Annotated in this window: 19 protein-coding genes; 9 read left to right on the forward strand and 10 right to left on the reverse strand. The window is 62.7% G+C overall.

Annotated features, from left to right (window positions below):
- Positions 1–102 precede the first annotated feature (102 nt).
- Positions 103–228, reverse strand: a complete 126-nt coding sequence (locus tag A4A58_RS31660; RefSeq protein WP_256461202.1) for a hypothetical protein — start codon at positions 226–228, stop codon at positions 103–105.
- Positions 229–353: 125 nt separating this feature from the next.
- Between A4A58_RS31660 and A4A58_RS15065 the strand changes: the two genes are divergently transcribed.
- Positions 354–1,172, forward strand: a complete 819-nt coding sequence (locus A4A58_RS15065; RefSeq protein ID WP_068733372.1) for an aldo/keto reductase — start codon at positions 354–356, stop codon at positions 1,170–1,172.
- Positions 1,173–1,366: 194 nt separating this feature from the next.
- On the opposite strand, the gene nikR is transcribed toward A4A58_RS15065, so the two are convergent.
- Positions 1,367–1,807 (reverse strand): nickel-responsive transcriptional regulator NikR, encoded by a 441-nt coding sequence (gene nikR / locus A4A58_RS15070; protein ID WP_068733374.1) that lies wholly within the window; start codon positions 1,805–1,807, stop codon positions 1,367–1,369.
- Between the two features lie 96 nt (positions 1,808–1,903).
- On the opposite strand from nikR, the gene A4A58_RS15075 reads away from it, so the two are divergent.
- On the forward strand, positions 1,904–4,201 hold the full coding sequence (locus tag A4A58_RS15075) for a TonB-dependent receptor (RefSeq protein WP_068733376.1): 2,298 nt from the start codon (positions 1,904–1,906) through the stop codon (positions 4,199–4,201).
- A gap of 92 nt (positions 4,202–4,293) precedes the next feature.
- Positions 4,294–5,460: a lactonase family protein gene (locus A4A58_RS15080; protein ID WP_068733378.1), complete on the forward strand. Its 1,167-nt coding sequence runs from the start codon at positions 4,294–4,296 to the stop codon at positions 5,458–5,460.
- 217 nt (positions 5,461–5,677) lie between these two features.
- Here A4A58_RS15080 and A4A58_RS15085 read toward each other — a convergent pair whose 3' ends face one another.
- From A4A58_RS15085 to A4A58_RS15100, 4 genes are all read right to left on the reverse strand, one after another.
- The gene (locus tag A4A58_RS15085; RefSeq protein ID WP_068733380.1) at positions 5,678–6,613 is read right to left on the reverse strand and encodes an MBL fold metallo-hydrolase; all 936 of its coding nucleotides are present in this window, start codon (positions 6,611–6,613) and stop codon (positions 5,678–5,680) included.
- Positions 6,614–6,929: 316 nt separating this feature from the next.
- A complete protein-coding gene (locus A4A58_RS15090; protein ID WP_068733382.1) occupies positions 6,930–8,144 on the reverse strand; it encodes an acyl-CoA dehydrogenase in 1,215 nt (404 codons plus the stop codon).
- Positions 8,145–8,268: 124 nt separating this feature from the next.
- Entirely contained in the window at positions 8,269–9,360 is a 1,092-nt protein-coding gene (gene ribB / locus A4A58_RS15095; RefSeq protein ID WP_068733763.1) for a 3,4-dihydroxy-2-butanone-4-phosphate synthase, read from the reverse strand.
- 287 nt (positions 9,361–9,647) lie between these two features.
- Entirely contained in the window at positions 9,648–11,372 is a 1,725-nt protein-coding gene (locus tag A4A58_RS15100) for a cation:proton antiporter (protein WP_068733384.1), read from the reverse strand.
- A gap of 154 nt (positions 11,373–11,526) precedes the next feature.
- On the opposite strand from A4A58_RS15100, the gene A4A58_RS15105 reads away from it, so the two are divergent.
- Entirely contained in the window at positions 11,527–12,768 is a 1,242-nt protein-coding gene (locus tag A4A58_RS15105) for a PLP-dependent aminotransferase family protein (RefSeq protein WP_068733386.1), read from the forward strand.
- An 85-nt stretch (positions 12,769–12,853) separates the two neighbouring features.
- Here the strand turns inward: A4A58_RS15105 and A4A58_RS15110 are convergent, their stop codons facing one another.
- Positions 12,854–13,699 (reverse strand): DUF1499 domain-containing protein, encoded by an 846-nt coding sequence (locus A4A58_RS15110; RefSeq protein ID WP_068733388.1) that lies wholly within the window; start codon positions 13,697–13,699, stop codon positions 12,854–12,856.
- A 201-nt stretch (positions 13,700–13,900) separates the two neighbouring features.
- Here A4A58_RS15110 and A4A58_RS15115 point away from each other — a divergent pair, with 201 nt between their 5' ends.
- Complete coding sequence (locus A4A58_RS15115; RefSeq protein ID WP_068733390.1) at positions 13,901–15,511, forward strand: acyl-CoA synthetase; 1,611 nt, start codon at positions 13,901–13,903, stop codon at positions 15,509–15,511.
- Positions 15,512–15,741: 230 nt separating this feature from the next.
- Here A4A58_RS15115 and A4A58_RS15120 read toward each other — a convergent pair whose 3' ends face one another.
- Positions 15,742–16,260 (reverse strand): SRPBCC family protein, encoded by a 519-nt coding sequence (locus A4A58_RS15120; RefSeq protein WP_068733765.1) that lies wholly within the window; start codon positions 16,258–16,260, stop codon positions 15,742–15,744.
- A gap of 114 nt (positions 16,261–16,374) precedes the next feature.
- Between A4A58_RS15120 and A4A58_RS15125 the strand changes: the two genes are divergently transcribed.
- Together A4A58_RS15125 and A4A58_RS15130 are read left to right on the forward strand one after the other, a co-directional pair.
- Positions 16,375–16,992 (forward strand): LysE family translocator, encoded by a 618-nt coding sequence (locus A4A58_RS15125; protein WP_068733392.1) that lies wholly within the window; start codon positions 16,375–16,377, stop codon positions 16,990–16,992.
- 69 nt (positions 16,993–17,061) lie between these two features.
- Positions 17,062–18,036, forward strand: coding sequence for a DUF3592 domain-containing protein (locus tag A4A58_RS15130; RefSeq protein ID WP_244499770.1), 975 nt, complete (start codon positions 17,062–17,064; stop codon positions 18,034–18,036).
- Between the two features lie 48 nt (positions 18,037–18,084).
- Here the strand turns inward: A4A58_RS15130 and A4A58_RS15135 are convergent, their stop codons facing one another.
- Complete coding sequence (locus A4A58_RS15135; protein ID WP_068733395.1) at positions 18,085–18,888, reverse strand: N-formylglutamate amidohydrolase; 804 nt, start codon at positions 18,886–18,888, stop codon at positions 18,085–18,087.
- A gap of 129 nt (positions 18,889–19,017) precedes the next feature.
- On the opposite strand from A4A58_RS15135, the gene A4A58_RS15140 reads away from it, so the two are divergent.
- Both A4A58_RS15140 and A4A58_RS15145 read left to right on the forward strand, forming a co-directional pair.
- Positions 19,018–19,920, forward strand: a complete 903-nt coding sequence (locus tag A4A58_RS15140) for a transglutaminase family protein (RefSeq protein ID WP_068733769.1) — start codon at positions 19,018–19,020, stop codon at positions 19,918–19,920.
- 8 nt (positions 19,921–19,928) lie between these two features.
- On the forward strand, positions 19,929–20,324 hold the full coding sequence (locus A4A58_RS15145) for a gamma-glutamylcyclotransferase family protein (RefSeq protein WP_068733397.1): 396 nt from the start codon (positions 19,929–19,931) through the stop codon (positions 20,322–20,324).
- Here the strand turns inward: A4A58_RS15145 and A4A58_RS15150 are convergent.
- Positions 20,321–21,538, reverse strand: coding sequence for an MFS transporter (locus A4A58_RS15150; protein ID WP_068733770.1), 1,218 nt, complete (start codon positions 21,536–21,538; stop codon positions 20,321–20,323). The genes A4A58_RS15145 and A4A58_RS15150 overlap by 4 nt on opposite strands.
- Between the last annotated feature and the right edge of the window lie 78 nt (positions 21,539–21,616).

A 21,616-nucleotide genomic window follows, 5' to 3' on the forward strand; every position in this document is an offset into this window, starting at 1 on the left:
CCGGGTGGCGATCAGGCCCGGAGTGTCGCGTATTTCGGGAAGCGATACCAGTCCATGGGCGACATTCAGAAGCCCATCAGCGACATCGTGAGATGAAGCCGTTTAGCGCGCCAGCCAGAAGCCGCCCACCACCAGGATCATGGCCAGCAGGCTGATGACCCCGAGCACGGCCGCAGTGATGGCCAGCAGGCCGTGGGAGTCGAGCCATCCGCGTAATGCCTTTTCCATGGTGCTGAAACTCTCCCGGTGATTTGAGTTTATCGTTGCAGGCTGGCACCGTATCAAACACTTCAGGCGCCGTCGTCTCGGACGGTTTCGCCATATTGATGAATTGACATGCTTGAGGAAGGGACATGGACAATCTGAATACCCAGGGCATCAAGGTGCCGAAACTCGGCCTCGGCACATTCAAGCTCACGGGCGACGGCTGCGTCGCCGGCGTGGAAAGCGCCATCGGGCTCGGTTATCGGCACATCGACACCGCCGAGATGTATGGCAACGAGGCCGAAGTCGGCGCCGGTATCAAGGCCTCGGGCATTGCCCGCAAGGATCTCCATGTCACCACCAAGGTCTGGCATGAGAATCTCGCGCCCGACGCCATCAAGCGCGCTTTCGACGCCAGCATGAAGAAGCTCGGTCTGGACGTCATCGATCTCTATCTGGTGCACTGGCCCTCGAAGGGCATGAACCTGCCGGCGATCTTCGAGACGCTGCTGAAGCTGAAGGACGAAGGCCGCGTCCGCGCCATCGGCGTGGCGAATTTTCCGGTCAAGCTGATGAAGCAGGCGGTGGAGGAGATCGGCGCGCCGGTCGCCTGCAACCAGGTCGAATATCATGCGCTGCTCGACCAGACGAAGCTCCTGACCTATCTGCGGTCGAAGTCGATCCCGCTGGTGGCCTATTGCCCGCTCGGTCAGGGCCGGCTTGCGGACAACGATGTGATGAAAAAGATCGCCGCCAAGCACGGCGTGTCAGCGGCACAGGTGGCGCTGAAGTGGCTGCTCGATCAGGACGGCGTGGCAGCGATCCCCAAGGCATCGCGCAAGGAGAGCCAGCAGGCCAATCTCGATGCGCTCAAGGTGACGCTGGACGACGACGACCGCAAGGCGATCGCAGCACTGCCGAAGACGCAGCGGCTGGTCAATCCGGGTTTCGCGCCGGATTGGGATTGATCTTTCTTATCCCTCCCCCTTGCGGGGAGGGTGGCCGCGCGCAGCGCGGTCGGGTGGGGGTGCCACAAACTCCAGCCTGAGTGCGGGGCTACCCCCACCCCGGCCTCCACTTCGTCGATGCTTGCGCATCGCCTCGCTCGGCCGACCCTCCCCGCAAGGGGGAGGGAGGCCATCGGCAATGGCGCGCTCCACATTCACCCGTGCGAATGCCCCTTCTTCTTCCCATCCACCTTCTTCCCCGTCGGCATCATCACCACCCGGCCATATTTCACACCGCGCTCCGCAATGATGTGATCGGCAAAATGTTGCACCTCGCTGCCTGAGCCGCGCAGCGCCGTGACTTCCATGCAGTTGTCGCCATCGAGATGGACATGCAGCGTCGCCAGCGAGAGATCGTGGTGATGGTGATAGGTATCGACCAGGCGTCGTGAGAGATCGCGCTGGGCGTGATCATAGACATAGACCAGGGCGGCGACGCATTCGCCGGCCTTGCCCTTCTCCTGTGCGGCCTGCTGCATGCCGGCCCTGGCAAAATCGCGGATCGCTTCGGAGCGGTTCTGATAGCCGTGTTCGGCGATCATCGCATCCAGCTCTTCCATCAGGTCGTCATCGAGCGTGATCGTAATGCGCTGCATCGGTCCTCTCAAATAGTATGACGAATCTTTGACTTTGTCATACTTGGCATGTCAGTGTGTTCCGGTTGAACCCAGCATAGCCCGGCCGACTGACTGATGCATCGCTCTCTCTTTTCATCGGCTGGAATCTTGCTGGCCTCGTCGCTCGCAGCCGTCACGCCGTCACCTGCGCAGCCGGCGACGGTGTTGTCCCCGGTCGAAGTCGAGGCCCCGCCGCGGCATGCAGCCAAGCCGCGTGTGCCGCGCAATGGGACCGAGGCGAGTCGTCCGGCGGCACGCCATGTTGCCGCACCGACGTTGGGGGCCGGCGGCATGAGTGTCACGCCCGGCGCCAGTGCGGCGCAGGCGCCGGTCGCCTCGGCCAGCGAGAAGACTGTCAGCGGCACCGAGGTCAATGCACGGCCTCTGTCGCGTCCGGCCGAGGCTCTGGAGGTGGCGCCGGGTCTGATCATCACCCAGCATTCCGGTGACGGCAAAGCCAACCAGTATTTCCTGCGCGGTGTGAATCTCGATCACGGCACGGATCTCGCGATCTCCATCGACGGCATGCCGGTGAACATGCGCACCCATGGTCACGGCCAGGGCTATGCCGATACCAACTTCCTCATCCCCGAACTGATCAGTTCGGTGAATGTCCGCAAGGGACCGTATTTCGCCGATGAAGGCGACTTCTCATCGGTGGGTGCGATCCATGTCAGCCTGATCGACAGTGTCGCGCGCACCATGGCGTCGATCACATCGGGCAGTTTCGGCTATAACCGCGCCTTCGGCGTGACGTCGGGCAAAGTCGGCGAAGGCACGCTGCTGGTGGCAGCCGAGGCCAATATCTATAACGGCCCGTGGGACAATCCCGACAAGCTCCAGAAGCTCAATGGCGTGATCCGCTACAGCCAGGGTACTGCCGACAATGGTTTGTCGCTGACCGGCATGGCCTATGGCAACAAGTGGAATTCCACCGATCAGGTACCGCTGCGGGCGATTACCTCGGGCGAGATCGGCCGCTATGGCGCGCTCGATCCGAGCGATGGGGGCAATTCGGAGCGTTTTTCGCTGTCCGGCCGTCTCCGGCAAACCGATCTCGACAGCGCAACCAAACTCGATTTCTACGTCATCAAGAGCAAGCTCAATCTGTGGAACAACTTCACGTTCTTTCTCAGCGATCCCGTCAATGGCGACCAGTTTCATCAATATGACGACCGCGTGCTCGGCGGCATCAATGCCTCGCATACATTCAAGTACAATATCGCAGGCTTCCGCAACGAAACCGAGGTCGGCATCCAGAGCCGCTACGACGATATCAATGTCAGCCTCGGCAACACCATCAAGCGGCAATATCTCTCCACCACGCGCAGCGATGGCGTGAAGGAAGGCAGCGTCGGTGTGTTCGTGCAGAACACCACGTTCTGGACTGACTGGCTGCGCACCAATATCGGCTGGCGCGGCGACTATTACGACACCACGGTCAATTCGTTCTTCAATCCCGCCAATTCCGGCAGTGCCACGGCGACCATCGGCAGCCCCAAGGCAGGTCTGGTGATTGGTCCCTTTGCGAAGACCGAGCTGTTCCTCAATGCCGGCGAGGGTTTTCACAGCAACGATGCGCGCGGTGTGACCATCAAGGAATCGCCGAGCGACGGTTCGCCGGTCGATAGCTCGCCGTTCCTGGTGAAGACCAAGGGTGCCGAAATCGGACTGCGTACCAAACTCATTCCAGGGCTGACCAGCTCGATCGCGCTCTTCATGCTGGATTCCGCGTCCGAAATCCTGTTTGTCGGCGACGCTGGCGATACCGAACCGAGCCGCCCCAGCCGCCGCGTAGGCTTCGAATGGACCAATGACTACAAGCCGACCTCATGGCTGAGCTTTGAGGCTGATCTGGCAATGACGCGCGCACGCTTCCGCGGCAGCAACGCCGATCAGGCGGCGGCCTATGCGGAGCTCGACGGCTATCCGGCGTTGCAGATTGGTAATGCACCTGGCAATCTCATTCCAGGTGCGCCCAACATGATTGCCTCCGCGGGCATTCGTCTGGGCGAAGCCACCGGCTGGTTCGGCGCGCTGCGCTATCGCTATTTCGGCTCGCGGCCGCTGACCGAAGACGGCGCCTTCATCTCGCCGGCGACGGGACTGCTGAACGGCCAGGTTGGTTACCGCTTCGATAATGGCTGGCGCATTCAGCTCGACGCCTTCAACATGCTCGACAGCAAGTCCGACCAGATCACCTATGCTTACGGCTCGCTGCTGAAGTCGGATTCGCTATTCGCCATGTGCTTCCCCGGTGGCGGCGGGGCACCGACGGCACCTGCCGCAGTGTGCCAGACCGGCATCATGGATCGCGTGCTGCATCCGGTCGAACCGCTGGCCTTGCGGGTGACGGTGGCCGGCCGGTTCTGATCTCCCGGTTCTGACTTTGCCGCAGCGCAGCTTGCCTATTCGAAAAGGCGGTAGCATCATCCCTCCCAATGAAAAGAGGCAGGGAGGTGTTGATGCTCGCACGGGTTCGTTCCGTTTCGCGCCGTTGGCCGTTCACGCGTGCCAGCGCCGGTTTGAAGGCGCTGCTGGCGATCGTGTCGCTCCCGTTAGCAACAGGGCTCATCATGTCATCGGCCAGTGCCGCCACCTATGTCTATGTCGGCAATGCCGACAGCCAGAACATCAGCGTTCTCGAATTGAAGGCGAATGGCAGTCTCGCTGCGATCGACACCGTGGCGGTGCCGGGGCCGGCAAAGCCCGGCGGCTCGCTGCCGCTGGCCATCAGTCCCGAGAAGCACCGGCTCTATGCCGGTTTGCGCAACGAGCCCTACACGGCGGTGACCTTCGATATCGATGCCAAAACTGGAAAACTGAAACTTGTCGGCCCCGGGCCACTGGCCGATTCCATGGCCTATATCGCCGTCGATCGCACCGGGCGGTTTCTGCTCAGCGCGTCCTATGGCGGCAACAAGGTGACGGTGAACGCGATCGGGCCGAATGGCGTGATCGCGCCGGCACAGCAGGTCGTCGCCACCGAACCGAACGCGCATTGCATCATCGTCGATCCCACCAATCGCTATGTGCTGCATACGAGCCTCGGCGGCGATGTCGTCTATCAGCAGAAATTCGATGCCAAGGCCGGAAAGCTGACGCCGAACGATCCGCCGACCGTGAGCGTGAAGGCGAAAGGTGGCCCGCGCCATCTGGTGTTCTCGCCTGACAAGAAGTTCGTCTATCTGCTCAACGAGCTCGACGCGGCGATCTATGTGTTTCCGTGGGACGCTGCCACCGGCACGCTGAAGAAGGAGACGCAGGTCGCCTCCGCGCTGCCGAAGGGCTTCGACGGCAAGCCATTTGAGGGAAAGCCCTGGGCGGCGGATATCCATCTGACGCCGGACGGCAAGTTTCTCTATGCGTCGGAGCGCACCAGCAACACGATTGCGGCGTTCCGTGTCGACCCCAAGACCGGCGCGCTGACTTCGCTCGGCTCGAGCGCCACCGAGAAACAGCCGCGCGGATTCAATATCGATCCGTCGGGCCGCTATCTGCTGGCGGTCGGGCAATTGTCGAACAGCATGACGGCCTATGCCATCGATAAGGCGACAGGGGCGCTGACCAAGTTGGGCGAAACACCCGTGGGCAAGAATCCGAACTGGGTCGAGATCGTGAATCTGCCGTAGCGGCTATGTTCTGGCGCAGGCCTCTCGCTCCCTCTCCCCGCTCCCGCGCACAGCGAAGCTGTGCTAGGTGGGGTGAGGGGCGTGGCACGTCGATATCGTAGAGTTTTTCTCTCGGGTCGGTGCGATCCGACAGTCGCTTGATCGTTGTGAGTGCGTGCACTACCCCTCACCCGCCGCGAAGACGCGGCGACCTCTCCCCGCGCAGGGCGGGGAGAGGTTAGGCGGCCACTCGATACTTTCCACCAATGACCGGATCGCCGTCTGTCAGCACCATGCCGCGGGCGACGAGATCTTCCAGATGCGCCAGCACGGAATAGCCGGCGGCATTGGTCAGGCGCGGATCGAGGCCGATATAGATCGCGCGCACGATGGTCGGGATATCCGCTTCGCCCTTGCCGAGACGATGCAGGATCGAGGCTTCGCGGGCACGGCGGTGGCGAATGAGAAAGCGCACATAGCGCTGCGCATCTGGAATGTCCGGGCCGTGGCCGGAGAAATACAGGTCCTCATCGCGCGCGGCGAGTTTATCGAGCGAGGCCATGTAGTCGATCATCGAGCCATCGGGCGGCGCGACGATGGAGGTCGACCAGCCCATCACATGATCGGCGACAAAGAGATACTTTTTCTCGCGCCAGGCAAAGGCCATGTGGTTGGCGGTATGGCCCGGCGTGGCCACGCCTTCGAGCGCCCAGCCGTCGCCCTCGATCACGTCGCCATCGGCGACCAGCACGTCCGGCTTGAAGTCCCGGTCGGCGCCTGACTCCGGCGAATGTTTTTCACTCTCGAAGCGGGGCCGCGAGGCGCGGTGCGAACCTTCGGCATAGACCGTGGCTGATGTGGCGGCCTTGAGCGCCGCAGTGTTCGGCGAATGGTCGCTATGGGTGTGGGTGACGAAAATATGCGTCACGGTCTCGCCCTTTACGGCATCGAGCAGCGCCTGCAGATGCGCATCATTGGCCGGGCCCGGATCGATGATCGCGACCTTGCCGATGCCGACGATATAGCTGTTGGTGCCACTGAAGGTGAAAGGCGAGGGGTTATTGCAGAGAACCCGGCGCACGCCCGGGCGGACCTGATCGACGACGCCGGGCTTCAGCGGATAATCGCGATTGAACGGAACGTCGTCGTTGGCGCCGTTATCCTTGTCGCTCATGGTCGGTCCTTCCCAGCATGTTCTTGGCCTGTGATGACTAGCAAGGGGAGCGGGGAAAGCAAACGGCGGCGGGTCGCGGCTGATATGCGCTCAGATATTCGGCGGTGCTCTCCTTTTCCCTCCCCCTTGCGGGGAGGGTGGCCGCGCGAAGCGCGGTCGGGTGGGGGTGCCCCCCACTCCGACGTCACATGGGGCACCCCCACCCCGGCCTATCGGCCGACCCTCCCCGCAAGGGGGAGGGAGTCCATGACCGTCTGAGCAAAACAAAAATGCCCGGCGCGAGGCCGGGCATTTCGAAACGCTGAAAGCGTAACGGTTAGCCGAACGCCTGGATGCCCGTGATGGCGCGGCCGAGGATCAGCGCGTGGACGTCATGCGTGCCCTCATAGGTGTTCACGGTTTCCAGGTTCTGCGCATGGCGCATCACATGGTATTCGGCCTGGATGCCGTTGCCGCCGTGCATGTCGCGCGCCATGCGGGCGATGTCCAGCGACTTGCCGCAATTGTTGCGCTTCACCACCGAGATCATGTCCGGATGGAAATTGCCTTCGTCCATCAGACGGCCGACGCGCAGCGAGCCCTGCAAGCCCAACGAGATTTCGGTCAGCATGTCGGCGAGCTTCTTCTGCACCAGCTGGGTGGCCGCGAGCGGGCGATTGAACTGCTTGCGGTCCAGCGTGTACTGGCGGGCGCGGGCCATACAGTCCTCGGCAGCGCCGAGCACGCCCCAGGAGATGCCGTAGCGGGCGCGGTTGAGACAGCCGAACGGACCCTTGAGGCCGGAGACGTTGGGCAACAGGTTCTCTTCCGGCACGATCACGCCGTCCATGACGATTTCGCCGGTGATCGAGGCGCGCAAGCTGAGCTTGCCGCCGATCTTCGGCGCCGACAGACCCTTCATGCCCTTCTCGAGGATGAAGCCACGGATCTGATTGTCATGCGCGGCGGACTTCGCCCACACCACGAACACGTCGGCGATCGGGGCGTTGGAGATCCACATCTTGGAGCCCGAGAGCTTGTAGCCGTCCGACACCTTCTCGGCGCGCGTCTTCATGCCGCCGGGATCGGAGCCGGCATCGGGCTCGGTGAGGCCGAAGCAGCCGACCCACTCGCCGGTGGCGAGCTTGGGCAGGTACTTCTTGCGCTGGTTCTCGTCGCCGTAAGCGTAGATCGGATACATCACCAGCGACGACTGCACCGAGTTCATCGAACGATAGCCGGAATCGACGCGCTCGATCTCGCGGGCCACGAGGCCGTAGGCGACATAGCTGGCATTGGCGCAGCCATAGTCTTCCGGCAGCGTGATGCCGATCAGGCCGAGCTCGCCCATCTCGTTGAAGATTTCGCGGTCGGTGTGCTCATTGAGATAGGCATCGTTGACGCGCGGCAGCAGCTTGTCCTGGGCGTAAGCGCGCGCGGTGTCGCGGATCATGCGCTCGTCTTCGGTGAGCTGGCTATCGAGCAGGAACGCATCGTCCCACTGGAAACTTGCAGCGGCCGGCTTGTCCTTTGCCTTGGGGGCAACGCTCATCGAAATCCCTTTCACATCATGGCTGAATAATGCGCATTGGCTGCGCGTGTTCTGGTCGCAAGCGCTGTTTCGCTCAACAGGGTGCCGTCTCAGGCGGCACCCGCGCATTGCGTGCTACGGCATTTTAGGTCTTTGAACTATCGCCATCAAGCTGTTCGTTGCAGGCGATCTCGATGCCGAAACCCGACAGGCCCTTGTAGTCATGGGTCGACGAGGTCAGGTGGCGGATCGAGGTGACGCCGAGATCGCGCAGGATCTGTGCACCCACGCCGATTTCACGCCACTGCCGGTTGCGGTCGGCTTCCGCCGATTTCGGTGCATCGAACGGCTCGACGGGCACGCCCGCAGCGCCGTCGCGCAGATAGACCAGCACGCCGCTGCCGTTGTTCCTGAAGCGCTCCAGGATGACATTCATCTTGGCCGGCCCCGTGAACACGTCGCGCACGATGTTCGGCTTGTGGAAGCGCGTCAGAACGTTCTTGCCGTCGCCGACACTGCCGTAAACGAAGGCAACATGGTGGATCGGATCGAACGGCGAGCGATAGGAATAGCCCTGCAGTGGGCCGATCGGGCTGTCTGTGGTGAAGGTCGAGACGCGCTCGATCAGCTTCTCGCGGGCCTGCCGATAGGCGATCATGTCAGCGATCGTGACATGCTTGAGCTTGTGCTTCGCCGCGAAGTCGACGACCTGCTGGCCCTTCATCACCGAGCCATCGTCGTTCATCAATTCGCTGATGACGCCGACGGGGGCGAGATTGGCCAGCTTGCAGAGATCGACGGCGGCTTCGGTATGGCCGGAGCGCATCAGCACGCCGCCCTCGCGGGCGATCAGCGGGAAGATGTGGCCGGGGCGGGCGAAGTCATTGGCGCCGGCATTCGAATTGGCCAGTGCGCGGCAGCACGAGGCGCGCTCATCGGCCGAAATGCCAGTACCGCCATCGGGCTTGTAGTCGATGGAGACGGTAAAGGCGGTGGTGTGGTTGCTATCGTTGTTGACCACCATCGGATCCAGCCGCAACCGGCGCGCATCCTCGGTGGTGATCGGCGCGCAGACGATGCCGGAGGTGTGCCGGATGATGAAGGCCATCTTTTCGGCGGTACAGAACGAGGCGGCGACGATGAGGTCGCCTTCGCCCTCGCGGTCGTCATCATCGGTCACCACGACCATTTCGCCGGCGGCAAAGGCTTGCAGAACGTCTGAAATTGGGTCGGCCATGAATGCACTCTTGCTCTGTGTGAGGTCCATATGGCGCAGAGCGGGGGGCGGTGCAACCCGCGGAAATGGGGGGCGGTATGCGGGTTCGCAGTGCGGAATGGGGGAATTTGACATGAAGCGCCGGCCGCGCGCTCCCTCGCCCCGCCCTTGCGGGGAGAGGGCTGGGGTGAGGGGCTCTTCGATCCGCAAATTTCGTCGCAGTGGTGAGCGCTGTGCTATGCCCCTCACCCGCCGCGAAAGACGCGGCGACCTCTCCCCGCAAAGGGCGGGGAGAGGTGAAGAAAGGACTACGGCAGCACCTCTCGCCGTTCGGCCAGTTGCGCGTCCATTTCGGCGCGTTTGGCGTCCAGCAGGCCCTGATCGGCGGCCTCGATCACCTCATACAGCGCGTGGGCATCGCTGAGCCGGGGCACGGTGACGTAGTCGGCGCCGGCGGCGTAAATATCGTTAACATCGCCGAGCACGTCCGCCGTCGAGATGATCTTGGCGTTCGGGTTGATCGAGCGGACATGGCGGACCAGCTTCTCGTTGTTCGCACCCTTCAGCAGCGAGTCCGGCACGCTGAGGATGATGATCTCGGCATTGCCGACGCCGGCATGGACCAGCGTGTCGACATTGCTGATGTCGCCATAGATCACGTGCTGGCCGCGCCCGACCAAAGTGCGGAAGACGTTGGGATTGAAATCGACGACGCTGATCTGGTCGAGCAGCGACGTGTTCTGGCGTTCGATCTCGGCGAGCAGGGCGGAGGCTGTGCGGAAGAAGCCGAGAATGACGATGCGGCGTGCGTCCCCGTGGCCCTCTGCATGGTCGCTCTCGCCCTGGCGGTGGTCGAGGTCGCGCAGCCCGATACGCTTCATCGGGCCGATCAAGAGGCGCGTGATCTGGTCGCTGCGCATCATTGCGAAGGTGGAGAGTACGGCCAGGATCACGAAGGCGAAGGACGCCGCGCTGGAGGTCTGCGTGGTGATATGGCCGGCGGCAATTCCCGTTTGCAGCACCACCAGCGAGAATTCGCTGATCTGCGCCAGATTGAGCGCCGGCAGCAGGCTGGCGCGCAGCCCCTGCTTCATCAGATACAGCGGCGTGAAGGTCGTGAGCATGCGGCTGATCACGGTGAACAGGGCGATGATCAGGGCGAGGCCGATAGTGGCGCCGTTCGGGATCGGGATCGTCATGCCGACGGCGACGAAGAACAGCGTGATGAAGAAGTCCCGCAGCGTCGTCACCTTGGCGGTGACGTCCAGCGCATAGGGAAAGGTCGATAGCGATACGCCGGCGACCAGCGAGCCCATCTCGCGGGATAGATGCAGCCGCTCGGCAATCTCGCCGATCAGGAAGCACCAGGCCAGCGCGCCCAGCAACACCAGTTCCGGGCGCCGCGCGATCTGGTGGAACAGCGCCGGCAGCACGTAGCGGCTCAGGATCAGCGCGGTGGCGACCAGCACGCCGACGCGGGCAATCGACAAAGCGACAACGCTGACCTGCAGATCGGCGAGGCTCGGCTGCACCGCCAGAAACAGGATCGCAAAAATGTCCTGCAGCACCAGGATGCCGAGCGTGATACGGCCGGGCAGTGTGTCCAGCTCGCGCTTCTCGTAGAGCACCTTGACGATGACCACCGTCGAGGACAATGCGCAGGCGACGCTGAGATACAGCGCATCGAACCCGCCGCCGCCGAGCTTGAGCCCGAGCGCCATGAAGAAGGCCGCGCCGAGTACGCAGCCTGCGATCAACTGGCCGCCCGCGGCGAACAGGATGACCTTGCCGGCGCGGATGATCTTCTTCAGGTCGATCTCGAGCCCGATCATGAACAGCATGAAGATCAGGCCGAGTTCGGAGATCGTGCTGATGGATTCGTCCGACTTGACCAAGCCGATGCCGAATGGCCCAATGATGAAGCCGGCAATCAGATAAGCAAGAATCAACGGCTGCCGGGTGAAATGCGCAATAAGCCCGATGCCCCACGCAAACAGGATGCACAGCGTGATATCGCGGATTAAGTCGTGCATGCCCCTGCCGGAAAAGCCTTACATTTCGGCGGCATTCTAATGGTGCGCCGCGCGAGGGCAAAGGGGTAATATCCGGCATTCGGCGCGCGATACACGCAGGGGGCGGTCCAACGAGGCAGCCTTCATCATAAAAAGCTTCAGGGAGACGACGTTCATGACCACTGCACGGTTCGACTACGCGCCATTGCTGCCTCCGGGCCTGCCCGCGGCTGCGGCAAAATGGACCGGTCTCGCCAAATACAGCTTCGTCGGCGGGAACAACGATATGGACCAGGTACCGGTGGAGGGCCTGACTGCTGCCGCCAATGCCGCCATGCTGCGCGAGGGACGCACGCTGGCAACCTACGGTCTGGCGAGCGGTCCGCAGGGCTATCTGCCGCTGCGCACTTTCATCGTCGGCAAGCTCAAGCGCGACGCAAGCATCGATTGTACGGCCGATGATATCCTGGTTGTCTCCGGCTCGCTGCAGGCGCTCGACCTCGTCAATCACAGCCTGCTGGCCAAGGGCGACACCGTCATCATCGAGCGCGACTGCTATCAAGGCTCCATCAACCGGCTCACCCGTCTCGGCGTCAATATCGTCGGCATCCCTTTGGATGACGACGGCATGCGGATGGACGCGCTGGCCACAGCATTGGAAGATCTGAAGGCGAAGGGCATCCGCCCGAAATACATCTATACGATCCCGACGGTGCAGAACCCCACCGGCACCATCATGCCGGAAAGCCGTCGCTGCGAGCTGCTGGCGCTGTCGGCCAGATATGGCGTCCCCATATTCGAGGACGATTGCTATGCCGATCTGATCTGGAACGGCGAGCGTCCGCCGGCGCTCCACGCGATGGATAAGACCGGCAGCGTGATCCATATCGGCTCGTTCTCCAAGTCGATCGCGCCTGCTCTCCGCGTCGGCTACATCGTCGCGCCCTGGGAAATCATGTCACGCATGCTGGCGCTGAAGATCGATGCCGGCTCTGGCGCATTGGAGCAGATGGTCCTCGCCGAATATTGCGTGCCGCATTTCGCCACCCATGTGCCGAAGGCGACGCGCGGGTTGCGCGCCAAGCTGGAGACGCTGATGGATGCGCTCAACGAGCAGTTCGGCACGGCGGCGGAATTCGACGAACCCAAAGGCGGCATCTTCCTGTGGGTGAAACTGCCCGCCAATGTTGATGCGATGAAGCTCTATCAGGCCGCGCTCAAGGCTGGCGTGTCGATCAATCCCGGCCCGGAATGGTCCGTCGACAAGGCCTATGCCGGCAGCCACATCCGGATCTGTTTTGCCAGCCCCACCCATGACGAAATCCGCGAAGGGATCGCGGTACTCGCTGATGTCTGCCGGCAGGAATTCGGCGTGCCGGAGCGGATTGCGAATGTGGAGAAGCGGGCGAGAGGGTGAGCGGCCAGCGAGCTTGAAGTGGAGCGTGACGACTCGATTCCACGCAGGCGGATCAGCCTTTAGTGCGGAGAGATTGGCGCGGAGCCTACTTCTTCGCGCCTTTCACCGCTGCCTTCGCCGGCGTCGCCGCCTTCTTCGGCACCGGCGCGCTGTCGACGGCGGTGTTGATATCGTCGATCAGCTTGGTGATGCGCGCGGCGTTGCTGCCGAGGTCGCCCTCGAAATAGCGCGACGACGAGCGGATATCGACGCGCGAACCTTCGCCGTCCGGTGTTACCCGGATCGAGACGTCTTCGCGGAAACCCATGATCGGTGTGCGCGCCACGGCCTCGATGCGGCCGATGCGGCGCGGCGGCTGCGGCGGGCGTTCGTCGATGATCGTCCACTTGCGCTTGTCGACCAGCGCGCGTGCTACGTCATAGGCACGCTGCACCGGCACTTCGAGTTCGACCGGTTCGATATCCGGATAGGCGGCGCGCTGCTGTTCGGCGGAATAGAGCCCGGCATAGACGGCGGAGTTGGTATCGTCGCCGGTGCGCAGCCGCGCCAGTGCTTCGAAGCGCGGCGGGTCGATCGGGTCCGTGGTGATGTCGTGGATCGGCGGCAGCTTGCGGTATTGGTACGCAAGGTAGCCGGGATAGGCCAGGATCACCGCGTCGAGCATGAGTGCCAGCAGGATCACGCTCATGCCCCGCGAGCCGTTCTGCCAGATCGCGGCAAAGCCGGCGAGCGCCACCAGGATCGAGAGGCCGGCGAATCCCAACGCGCCGAAGAAGGTCATCAGCGCCGGTTTTACTTCAAGGAACCCGAAGCGGACGATGATGATCGAGGTGAGGGCTGCAATGGCGGCAAAAACCGCGAGGCGCCGCGCCCACAGCGCCAGGCTGGATACTGGCTCCGACTGGTAGGCGGCCGAAAACCTGCGTGCCATGGGGAATTTCTGCCGGATTGAGCTTGCGAAGGCGCTGATAGCGCCGGGTTCCGAATAGGGTGCTTGAGACCATGCCGGGCCGGGAATTTCAAGGCACTTTGGCAGACAGGACTCCTCGTTTAAGAATGGGGCCGCGGCCGTTCAGACTTCTCCCTTGGAATAACGAGAAGAAGCAAGCAAGGCCGCAGGGAGACGCCTGCCATGCTGGTCGAAACCACGGATTATGAGACGCTCGCCCGCAATTTCCGCTGGGATGTGCCGGAGCGATTCAACATCGCGACGGTGGCCTGCGACCGTCATGCCGACGGTAGCGGGCGGCTGGCGCTGATCTATGTGGACGAGGACCGCGGCACGCATCGTTTCTCCTTCGACGAGATGCAGGCATTCTCGCGCAGCTTCGCCAATGTGCTGAAGGTTGATGGCCTGCAGCGCGGCGACCGCATTGCGGTGTTTTTGTCGCAATCGGTGGAATTGCCGGTGGCGCATCTCGCGGCGTTCCGGTCCGGGCTGGTGTCGGTGCCGCTGTTCACGCTGTTCGGCGAGGACGCGTTGGAATTCCGCCTTGCCAATTCTGGGGCCAAGGCCATCGTCACCGACGCGAGTGGCTGGGACAAGTTGTCGAAAATTCGCGAGCGGCTGCCTCATTTACAAGATATCTACGTCACGGACAGTGCACCGCATGCCGGTGCCAAATCGTTCTGGTCGGCGATCGAGGCGGCGTCCGAAGACTTCACCACGGTCGATACGTCCTGCGACGATCCCGCGATCATCATCTACACCTCGGGCACCACGGGAAATCCCAAGGGCGCGCTGCATGCGCATCGCGTGCTGCTCGGCCATCTGCCCAATGTGGAGATGGTGCACGGCTTCTTTCCGAAGCCGGGCGACGTCTACTGGACGCCGGCGGACTGGGCGTGGATCGGCGGGCTGTTCGATGCGCTGTTTCCGGCCTGGTATCACGGCGTGCCGATCGTCGGCTATCGCGCCAGGAAATTCGAGCCAGCGGCAGCGATGCAGTTGATGGCCGACCACAAGATACGCAATGTGTTCCTGCCGCCGACGGCGCTGAAGCTGATGCGGCAGGCAAACGTCAAACATGATGGCGTGAAGCTGCGCAGCATGCTCACTGGCGGCGAGTCGCTCGGTTCGGAATTGCTCGACTGGGTGCGCAATACCTTCGGCATCGACGCGCATGAGATCTACGGCCAGACCGAATGCAATCTCGTGGTTGGCAACAATGCCGATCTGTTTCCGATCAAACCGGGCTCTATGGGCAAGCCGACGCCGGGTTTCGATGTGCGTATCGTCAATGAGCAGGGCGAGGAACTGCCGCGCGGCGAGCATGGCATCGTTGGTATCAGACAGCCCAATCCCTGTACCATGCTCGGCTACTGGCAGAATCCGGAAGGCACCGCGAAGAAATTCGCTGGCGAATTCCTGCTCACCGGCGATCTCGGCATTCAGGATGATGACGGTTACTTCTGGTATGTCTCGCGTGAAGACGATGTCATTACCTCGGCCGGCTATCGCATCGGCCCTTCCGAGATCGAACACACGCTGCTGAAACATCCGGCGGTGGCACTCTCGGCAGTGGTCGGCATTCCCGATCCGATCCGCACCGAAGCGGTGAAAGCCTGGATCGTGCTGCGCCCGGGCTTCGTGCCCAGCGATGCACTGGCGCGCGAGCTGCAGGACTTTGTGAAGTCGCAACTCGCTGCGCATGAATATCCGCGCCACGTGCAGTTCGCGGAGAGCCTGCCGATGACGGCAACGGGCAAGGTGCTGCGGCGAGAGTTGCGGGCGCTGGGGTAGGGCGAGAAGATAGCAGCGGCACTCCGCTAACCTCTCCCCGTCCTTTACGGGGAGAGGTCGCCGCGTCTTCGCGGCGGGTGAGGGGCAGGGCACGCATTCACAACAATCGAGAAACTACCGGATCGCACCGACCCGATAGAAGAAAACTGCTGCATCGACGTGCCCTTGCCCCTCACCCCACCCCTCTCCCCGCAATGCGGGGAGAGGGAGCGCACGGCCGGCGCTTCGCCTCACATCCCCGGCACCTTGATTCCCATCTCCTTCAGCGCCGCCAGCAGCTTCAGTGGCGGCTCCATCTGGATCGCGGGGACCTTGCCGGTTTCCAGCAGACTCTTCAGGCTCGACAGGATCGCCGGCCAGCCTGCGCGTCCGCCGGACAGGACGTCGTCGCTCAACGCGCGGTCATGCGCCTGCGTCATCGTCAGCTTCACCGTCTCGGCCGACGGCATGAGATCATAGGTGACGAGCGTCGAGCCGAGCGCTTCGACAAGTCCGGGCCAGTTCACATCCCATGTGATGGTGAGCTTGCGCGGCGGGTCGTGTTCGATCACCTCGCCCGAAACATGCAGCGATCCATCCGGCGCGAGCACCTTGAACGCGCCGCCGACGTTTCCCTCAAGCTGCACCGCGAAGCCGGAGAAATACTGCCGGCTGAACTCCGCCGAGGTCAGTGCCTGCCACACTTTTTCGGGCGTGGCTGCGATATAGATCGTGTAGACGATCGCAGGTTTGAACTTCGTGATGTCCATGCGCATACCCTCAGGGATTGCTGCGTTGGCCTGACGACAGGGCAGGATTATACTTTGCGGACGTCCGCAATTAAAGTCCGTCGCAAACCAGTAATAATACGTGGGAACAACACCATGTCGCTTCAAGTCTATCTCGCTTTCGTCGTCGCCTGCATTGCGCTGGCGCTGCTCCCCGGCCCGAACGTCACGCTGGTGATCGCCAACGGGCTGCGTTACGGCACGCGTGCGGCGATGATCAGCATTGCCGGCACGCAAGCAGGGCTTGCCGTGGTGATCGGCATCGTCGCGTTGGGGCTTGCGACGCTGATGGCGACCATGGGCTATTGGTTCGACTGGGTGCGCTTCGCGGGCGCTGCTTACCTGGTGTGGCTCGGCATCAAGATGGTCCGCGCGCCGGTCGAGGGCATCGATGCGGATACGCCGCCGGCGCCGCCGCGTGGCGGTTTCTTCCTGCAGGGCATGATGGTGCTGCTCAGCAATCCGAAAGTGCTGGTGTTCTTCGGCGCCTTCATTCCGCAATTCGTCGACATGGAGAAGAACCATATCGTTCAGGTCGCGATCCTCGGCGCGACGTTCATGGTCACGGCGGCGCTGACGGACATGGTTTATGCCGTGGCGGCGGGCCGCGCGCGACAATTCTTCTCAGCGCGGCGCACGCGACTGCTGTCGCGCATCTCCGGCGGCTTCATGATCGGCGGCGGCGTCTGGCTGGCGCTGACGCGAGCCCGCTGAACCTTACGCCGCGTCCGCACGTCCAACGATCTGAGGGCGCCGCCGGCGTTCGCGCCGCAAGGATTCGCCGTGCCTGATATTCCCTGGTTCGTCTATGCGATGTTGCTGGCGCCATTCGCCCTGATCCTGGTCGCTGCCGGCTATAAATATCTGCAGGTCCGCGCTGCCAGCGACTGGCCCTCGACCTTCGGCAAGGTGATTGTCTCGACGTCCGATGTGCGCGACGTCAAGGTGCTCGACGATACGCGGGAAGATCGCAAACGCACCGAAAAGCGCAATTTTGCGAATATCGTCTACGAATACACCGTCAGCGGACAGAAGCTCACCAACAACCGCGTCAGCATCGGGGAGGACCGCGGCAATTTCGAAGTCGCGGAAACTATCGCGCGCTATCCGGTCGGCACCGCGGTGATGGTCTATTACAACCCGCGGCACCCGCGCGACGCGGTGCTCGATCGCGAGATGCCGAAGGGCATTGGCGGCTGCCTGGGCATCGCCGCCGTCATCGTGCTGGCGATCGTGGTCGGCGGCATCTTTGGTGCCGCCCGCATCAACGAGTTTATCGCCGCACATCTTGTCGATCCAAAGGTGTCCCCGATTGTGACGGCGCTTTGCGGATTCGGTTTCCTCGTTGCCTTGTTCGGGTTGGCGCTACACCGGCAGGGGTCTCTGGCCAAGAAGTGGCCGGTGGTGCCCGGCATCGTCAAGTTGGGCGCACCCGAGACTTATGTGAGCCGTGACAGCGACACCGGTCGCAGCGGGCCGGTGATGCAGACCCGGAACGTGCAATACAACTATCATTTCAACCACGTCGCCTATATCGGATCCGCCGGGAGCTTGAGCACGAGCAACCCGAACCCGCCGCCATGGCAGTTGCGGCTGTTCGGGATGGACTACAAAAACGGTGACGCTGTGAAGGTCTTCGTCAATCCGGACAACCCGTCTGACTCGACGCTGAGCCCCGGTGGTCGCGCGGCCTATTTCCTGTGGGCGGTCGCGGCGGGATTTGTGGTGGTGGCTTATTTCATCGCGACGCACGGCTAGGCACCTCATGCCGCGCAGGTGCATTGGCAGCTACGCCGGCGTCAGAGCCTAGAGATGCGATGCGCGCGGCGTGATCAGCGTTGCCTCGATCTCCGTGAAGATGCGCGTGAGCCGCTCCGCCCATTCGGTCTGGCCACTTGGGTCGGTGATCAGATCCTGCCGGATCTCGATGCCGGTGTTCATCAGGCCGCGTTTTTCGCCATGCACGGGGATCGTGTAGTCGGTGGCATCGGAGACCGCATAAGGCTCGTTATCGCCCACCACCAGATCGGCCTCGGCGCGCAGATGATGCAGCAGCAACGGCGGCAGTCTGGTGTCTTGCTGATACAGCGTACCAATGTGCCAGGGGCGGGGAATGCCGGCATAGACAGGCGTGAAACTGTGCAGCGACACCAGCACCGTCGGCTGGCGGCTCGCCAGCCTGGTATCGATCACCTCGCCGATGCGCCGGTGATACGGATCGAAGATCAGCTCGCGCCGGCGCGCTTTGAGTTCCTGCGTGAGGCCGTCATTCCCCGGCACCGTCGTGGCTTCGCTGATCAGTGGAATCGCGCTCACGGCCTCCGGCGGCCGGTTGCAGTCGATGACGAGCCGCGAATAGCGCTGGGCTACCAGATGCGCGTTGAGCGCCTTGGCCATCTGCTCGGCGACGCCGGCGATGCCGACATCCCAGGCGATGTGGCGGACGAGCTCGCTCTCGGGCAGGCCGAGATCGCCCAGCATCTCGGGAATCAGCCGGCCGTAATGATCGCAGGTCAGGAGAAAAGGGGACGTTCCCCGGATATTGAGCTCCAGAACGGGAGGAACCTCCCCGGGCCCGAGACGTAGTGGTGTGTCCTGATCGCTATCCAAGGCTCTGTCCAACGTTTTTTCCCGATATTGCCTAACGATGCGGCATCCCGGCCTGTGATTCCCGGGCCTTCCGTAAAAACTTCTTCCGTATAAATTACACGGGACAAATCACGCATGAACGAACCATTGATGCCCCTGCTCACGATTCATCACAAGACCGAATATCGCTACGCGCATCCCGTCGCATTCGGCGAACACCGGGTCATGTTGCGGCCGCGCGATGGCCACGATCTGCGCATGCTCAACGGCAGACTGGACATTACGCCCGAGCCTGCATCGCTGCGCTGGATCCACGATGTGTTCGGCAATTCGGTAGCCATCGCCACCTTCGACGAGCGCGCGCGAAAGCTCACTTTCGTATCCACCGCGACCATCGAGCATCTGCCGTCGGACGAGTTCGCGCTGACCGCCGACGACAAGGCCTATTTCTATCCGTTCCTCTATGATGCCGAGGAATTGCCCGATCTGCAGGAATTCATCCGCCCGCAATATGGCGATCCCGACGGCGAACTCGCGGCCTGGGCGCGCGGCTTTCTCGATCCGCAGGGCCGCACGCCGACCTTCAACATTCTCTCCGGCATGACGCTCGGCATTCGCAAACAGTTCGCCTATCGCAAGCGCTATGAACACGGTACCCAGCATCCGCTCGATACGCTGCAGACCAAATCCGGCACCTGCCGCGATTTCGCGCTGTTCATGATCGAGGCGCTGCGCCGGCTCGGCATCGCTGCGCGTTTCGTGTCGGGCTATCTGTTCATCCATGGCGACCGCGAGCACAATTATGTCGGCGGCGGTTCGACCCATGCCTGGGTACAGGTCTATCTGCCGGCCGCGGGCTGGATCGAATTCGATCCGACCAATGGCATCATCGGCAGCAAGGATCTCATTCGCGTCGCCGTCGCGCGCGATCCGCGTCAGGCGGTGCCGCTGCACGGCACCTATATGGGCTCGGCGGATGCGTTTCTCGGCATGGATGTGAGTATCAATGTGGTCTCAGCCGGCGACGATGCCGCACTTGCCGAGAAAGTCTAACCGCCGTCATGCCCGATCGCGTTTTCGTCTACGGCACATTGATGCGCGGTTTCGATCATCCAATGTCGAAACTGCTCTCGTCCGGTGCGGATTTTCTCGGCGAGGCCTCGTGCCGTGGCAGGCTCTATATGATCGCGCATTATCCGGGCTTGCTGCATTCCGATGACGCGAATGACATCGTGTTCGGCGAGTTGTTTCGGCTGCGCAAGCCGGATGAATTGATGGTGGCGCTCGACGACTATGAGAGTGTGGGGCCGGGCCATCCGCAGCCGACGCTATATCTGCGTGAACGGATCGCTGTGACGCTCGCCGATGGCAGCGTGGGCGAAGCCTGGACCTATATCTACAACAAGCCGGTCGATGAAACGAAGCGCATCATGTCCGGGCGCTTTCTCGCGCGTTAGGCCGCCTTTTTCCGGCTCGCGACTTCCAGCCCGAATAGTGCCAGCGCCACCAGCGACGCGCCGATGCCGATCAGCGCGATCATCGAGGTGCCGCCCGATGCCACCGCAAATCCGCTGAAGCCCGAACCGATCGCGCCGCCGAAAAAGGCGCAGGCGAGAAACAGCGCGTTGAGCCGGCTGCGGATATGGCCGGCGAGCGCATAGATCGCGCGTTGTCCGGCCACGACATTACCCTGTGTGCCGGCATCGATCAGGATGCCCGCGATCACGAACAGCGTCACCGCCGTCGCGCCGCCGGTGTGGCCGCCGATCCAGGTCAGGACGAAACTCACCAGCACTAGCAGCATCGCGGTGACGGTCACGAGATCGCCGCGGCCGCGATCGGCGAGGCGTCCCGCAAGCGGCGCCACCAATGCGCCGCCGGCGCCCGACAGCAGGAAGGCCGACATGGCGATATGGCCGAACGAAAATGGCGGCTGCTCCAGCACCAGCGGCATCGCCGTCCAGAACAGGCTGAACGAGCCGTAAAGCAGACATTGATAGGCCGAGCGTTGCTGCAGCACCCGCGTGGTCAGCATCAGATCCCACAGCGAGTGGATCAGCGTCGCATAGGTTAACTCATGCTTCGGTTGCCGCCGCGGCAGCGCGATCGTCATCAGCGCGAATACGCCGCACATCAGCACCGCCGACATCATGAACACGGCGCGCCAGCCGAACGAGCCGGCCACCATGGTGGCCAGCGGCCGCGACAGCAGGATGCCGAACAGCAGCCCGCTCATCACGGTGCCGACGATCTGCCCGCGCCGTTGCTCCGGCGCCAGATGCGCCACCACCGGCATGATCATCTGGGTGCCGACGGCGGTGACGCCGAGCAGCAGCGATGAGGCGAGGAAGATCGATGCCGTTGGTGCCGCCGCGGCGATCAGCAGGCTCACGATCAGGCAGCCGAGCGTGATCAGGATCAGCCGCTTGTTCTCGACGAGATCGCCGAGCGGCACCAGGAACAGGAGCCCCAGCACATAGCCGAACAGCACCATGGTGAGCATGACGCCAGCCGACGACAGGTCGAGCCCGAAGCTCTCGCTGATCGGCCCCACCAGCGGCTGCGCGTAATAGACATTGGCGACGGTGACGCCGCAGGCGACGGCAAAGGAAAAAATCAGCCAGCCGCCGGGACCGGAGTCGCGGGCGGGATGTTCGGGCGATGAGGACATGGAGGCTTTCAGGCGGGCGGGGCGGTGGGAGAGATATGGCGCATGTGATGCCATGCCAGAAGTGCGGCGTCTTGAATG

The organism is Tardiphaga robiniae (genome assembly GCF_001618955.1).
Classification (GTDB): domain Bacteria; phylum Pseudomonadota; class Alphaproteobacteria; order Rhizobiales; family Xanthobacteraceae; genus Tardiphaga; species Tardiphaga robiniae_A.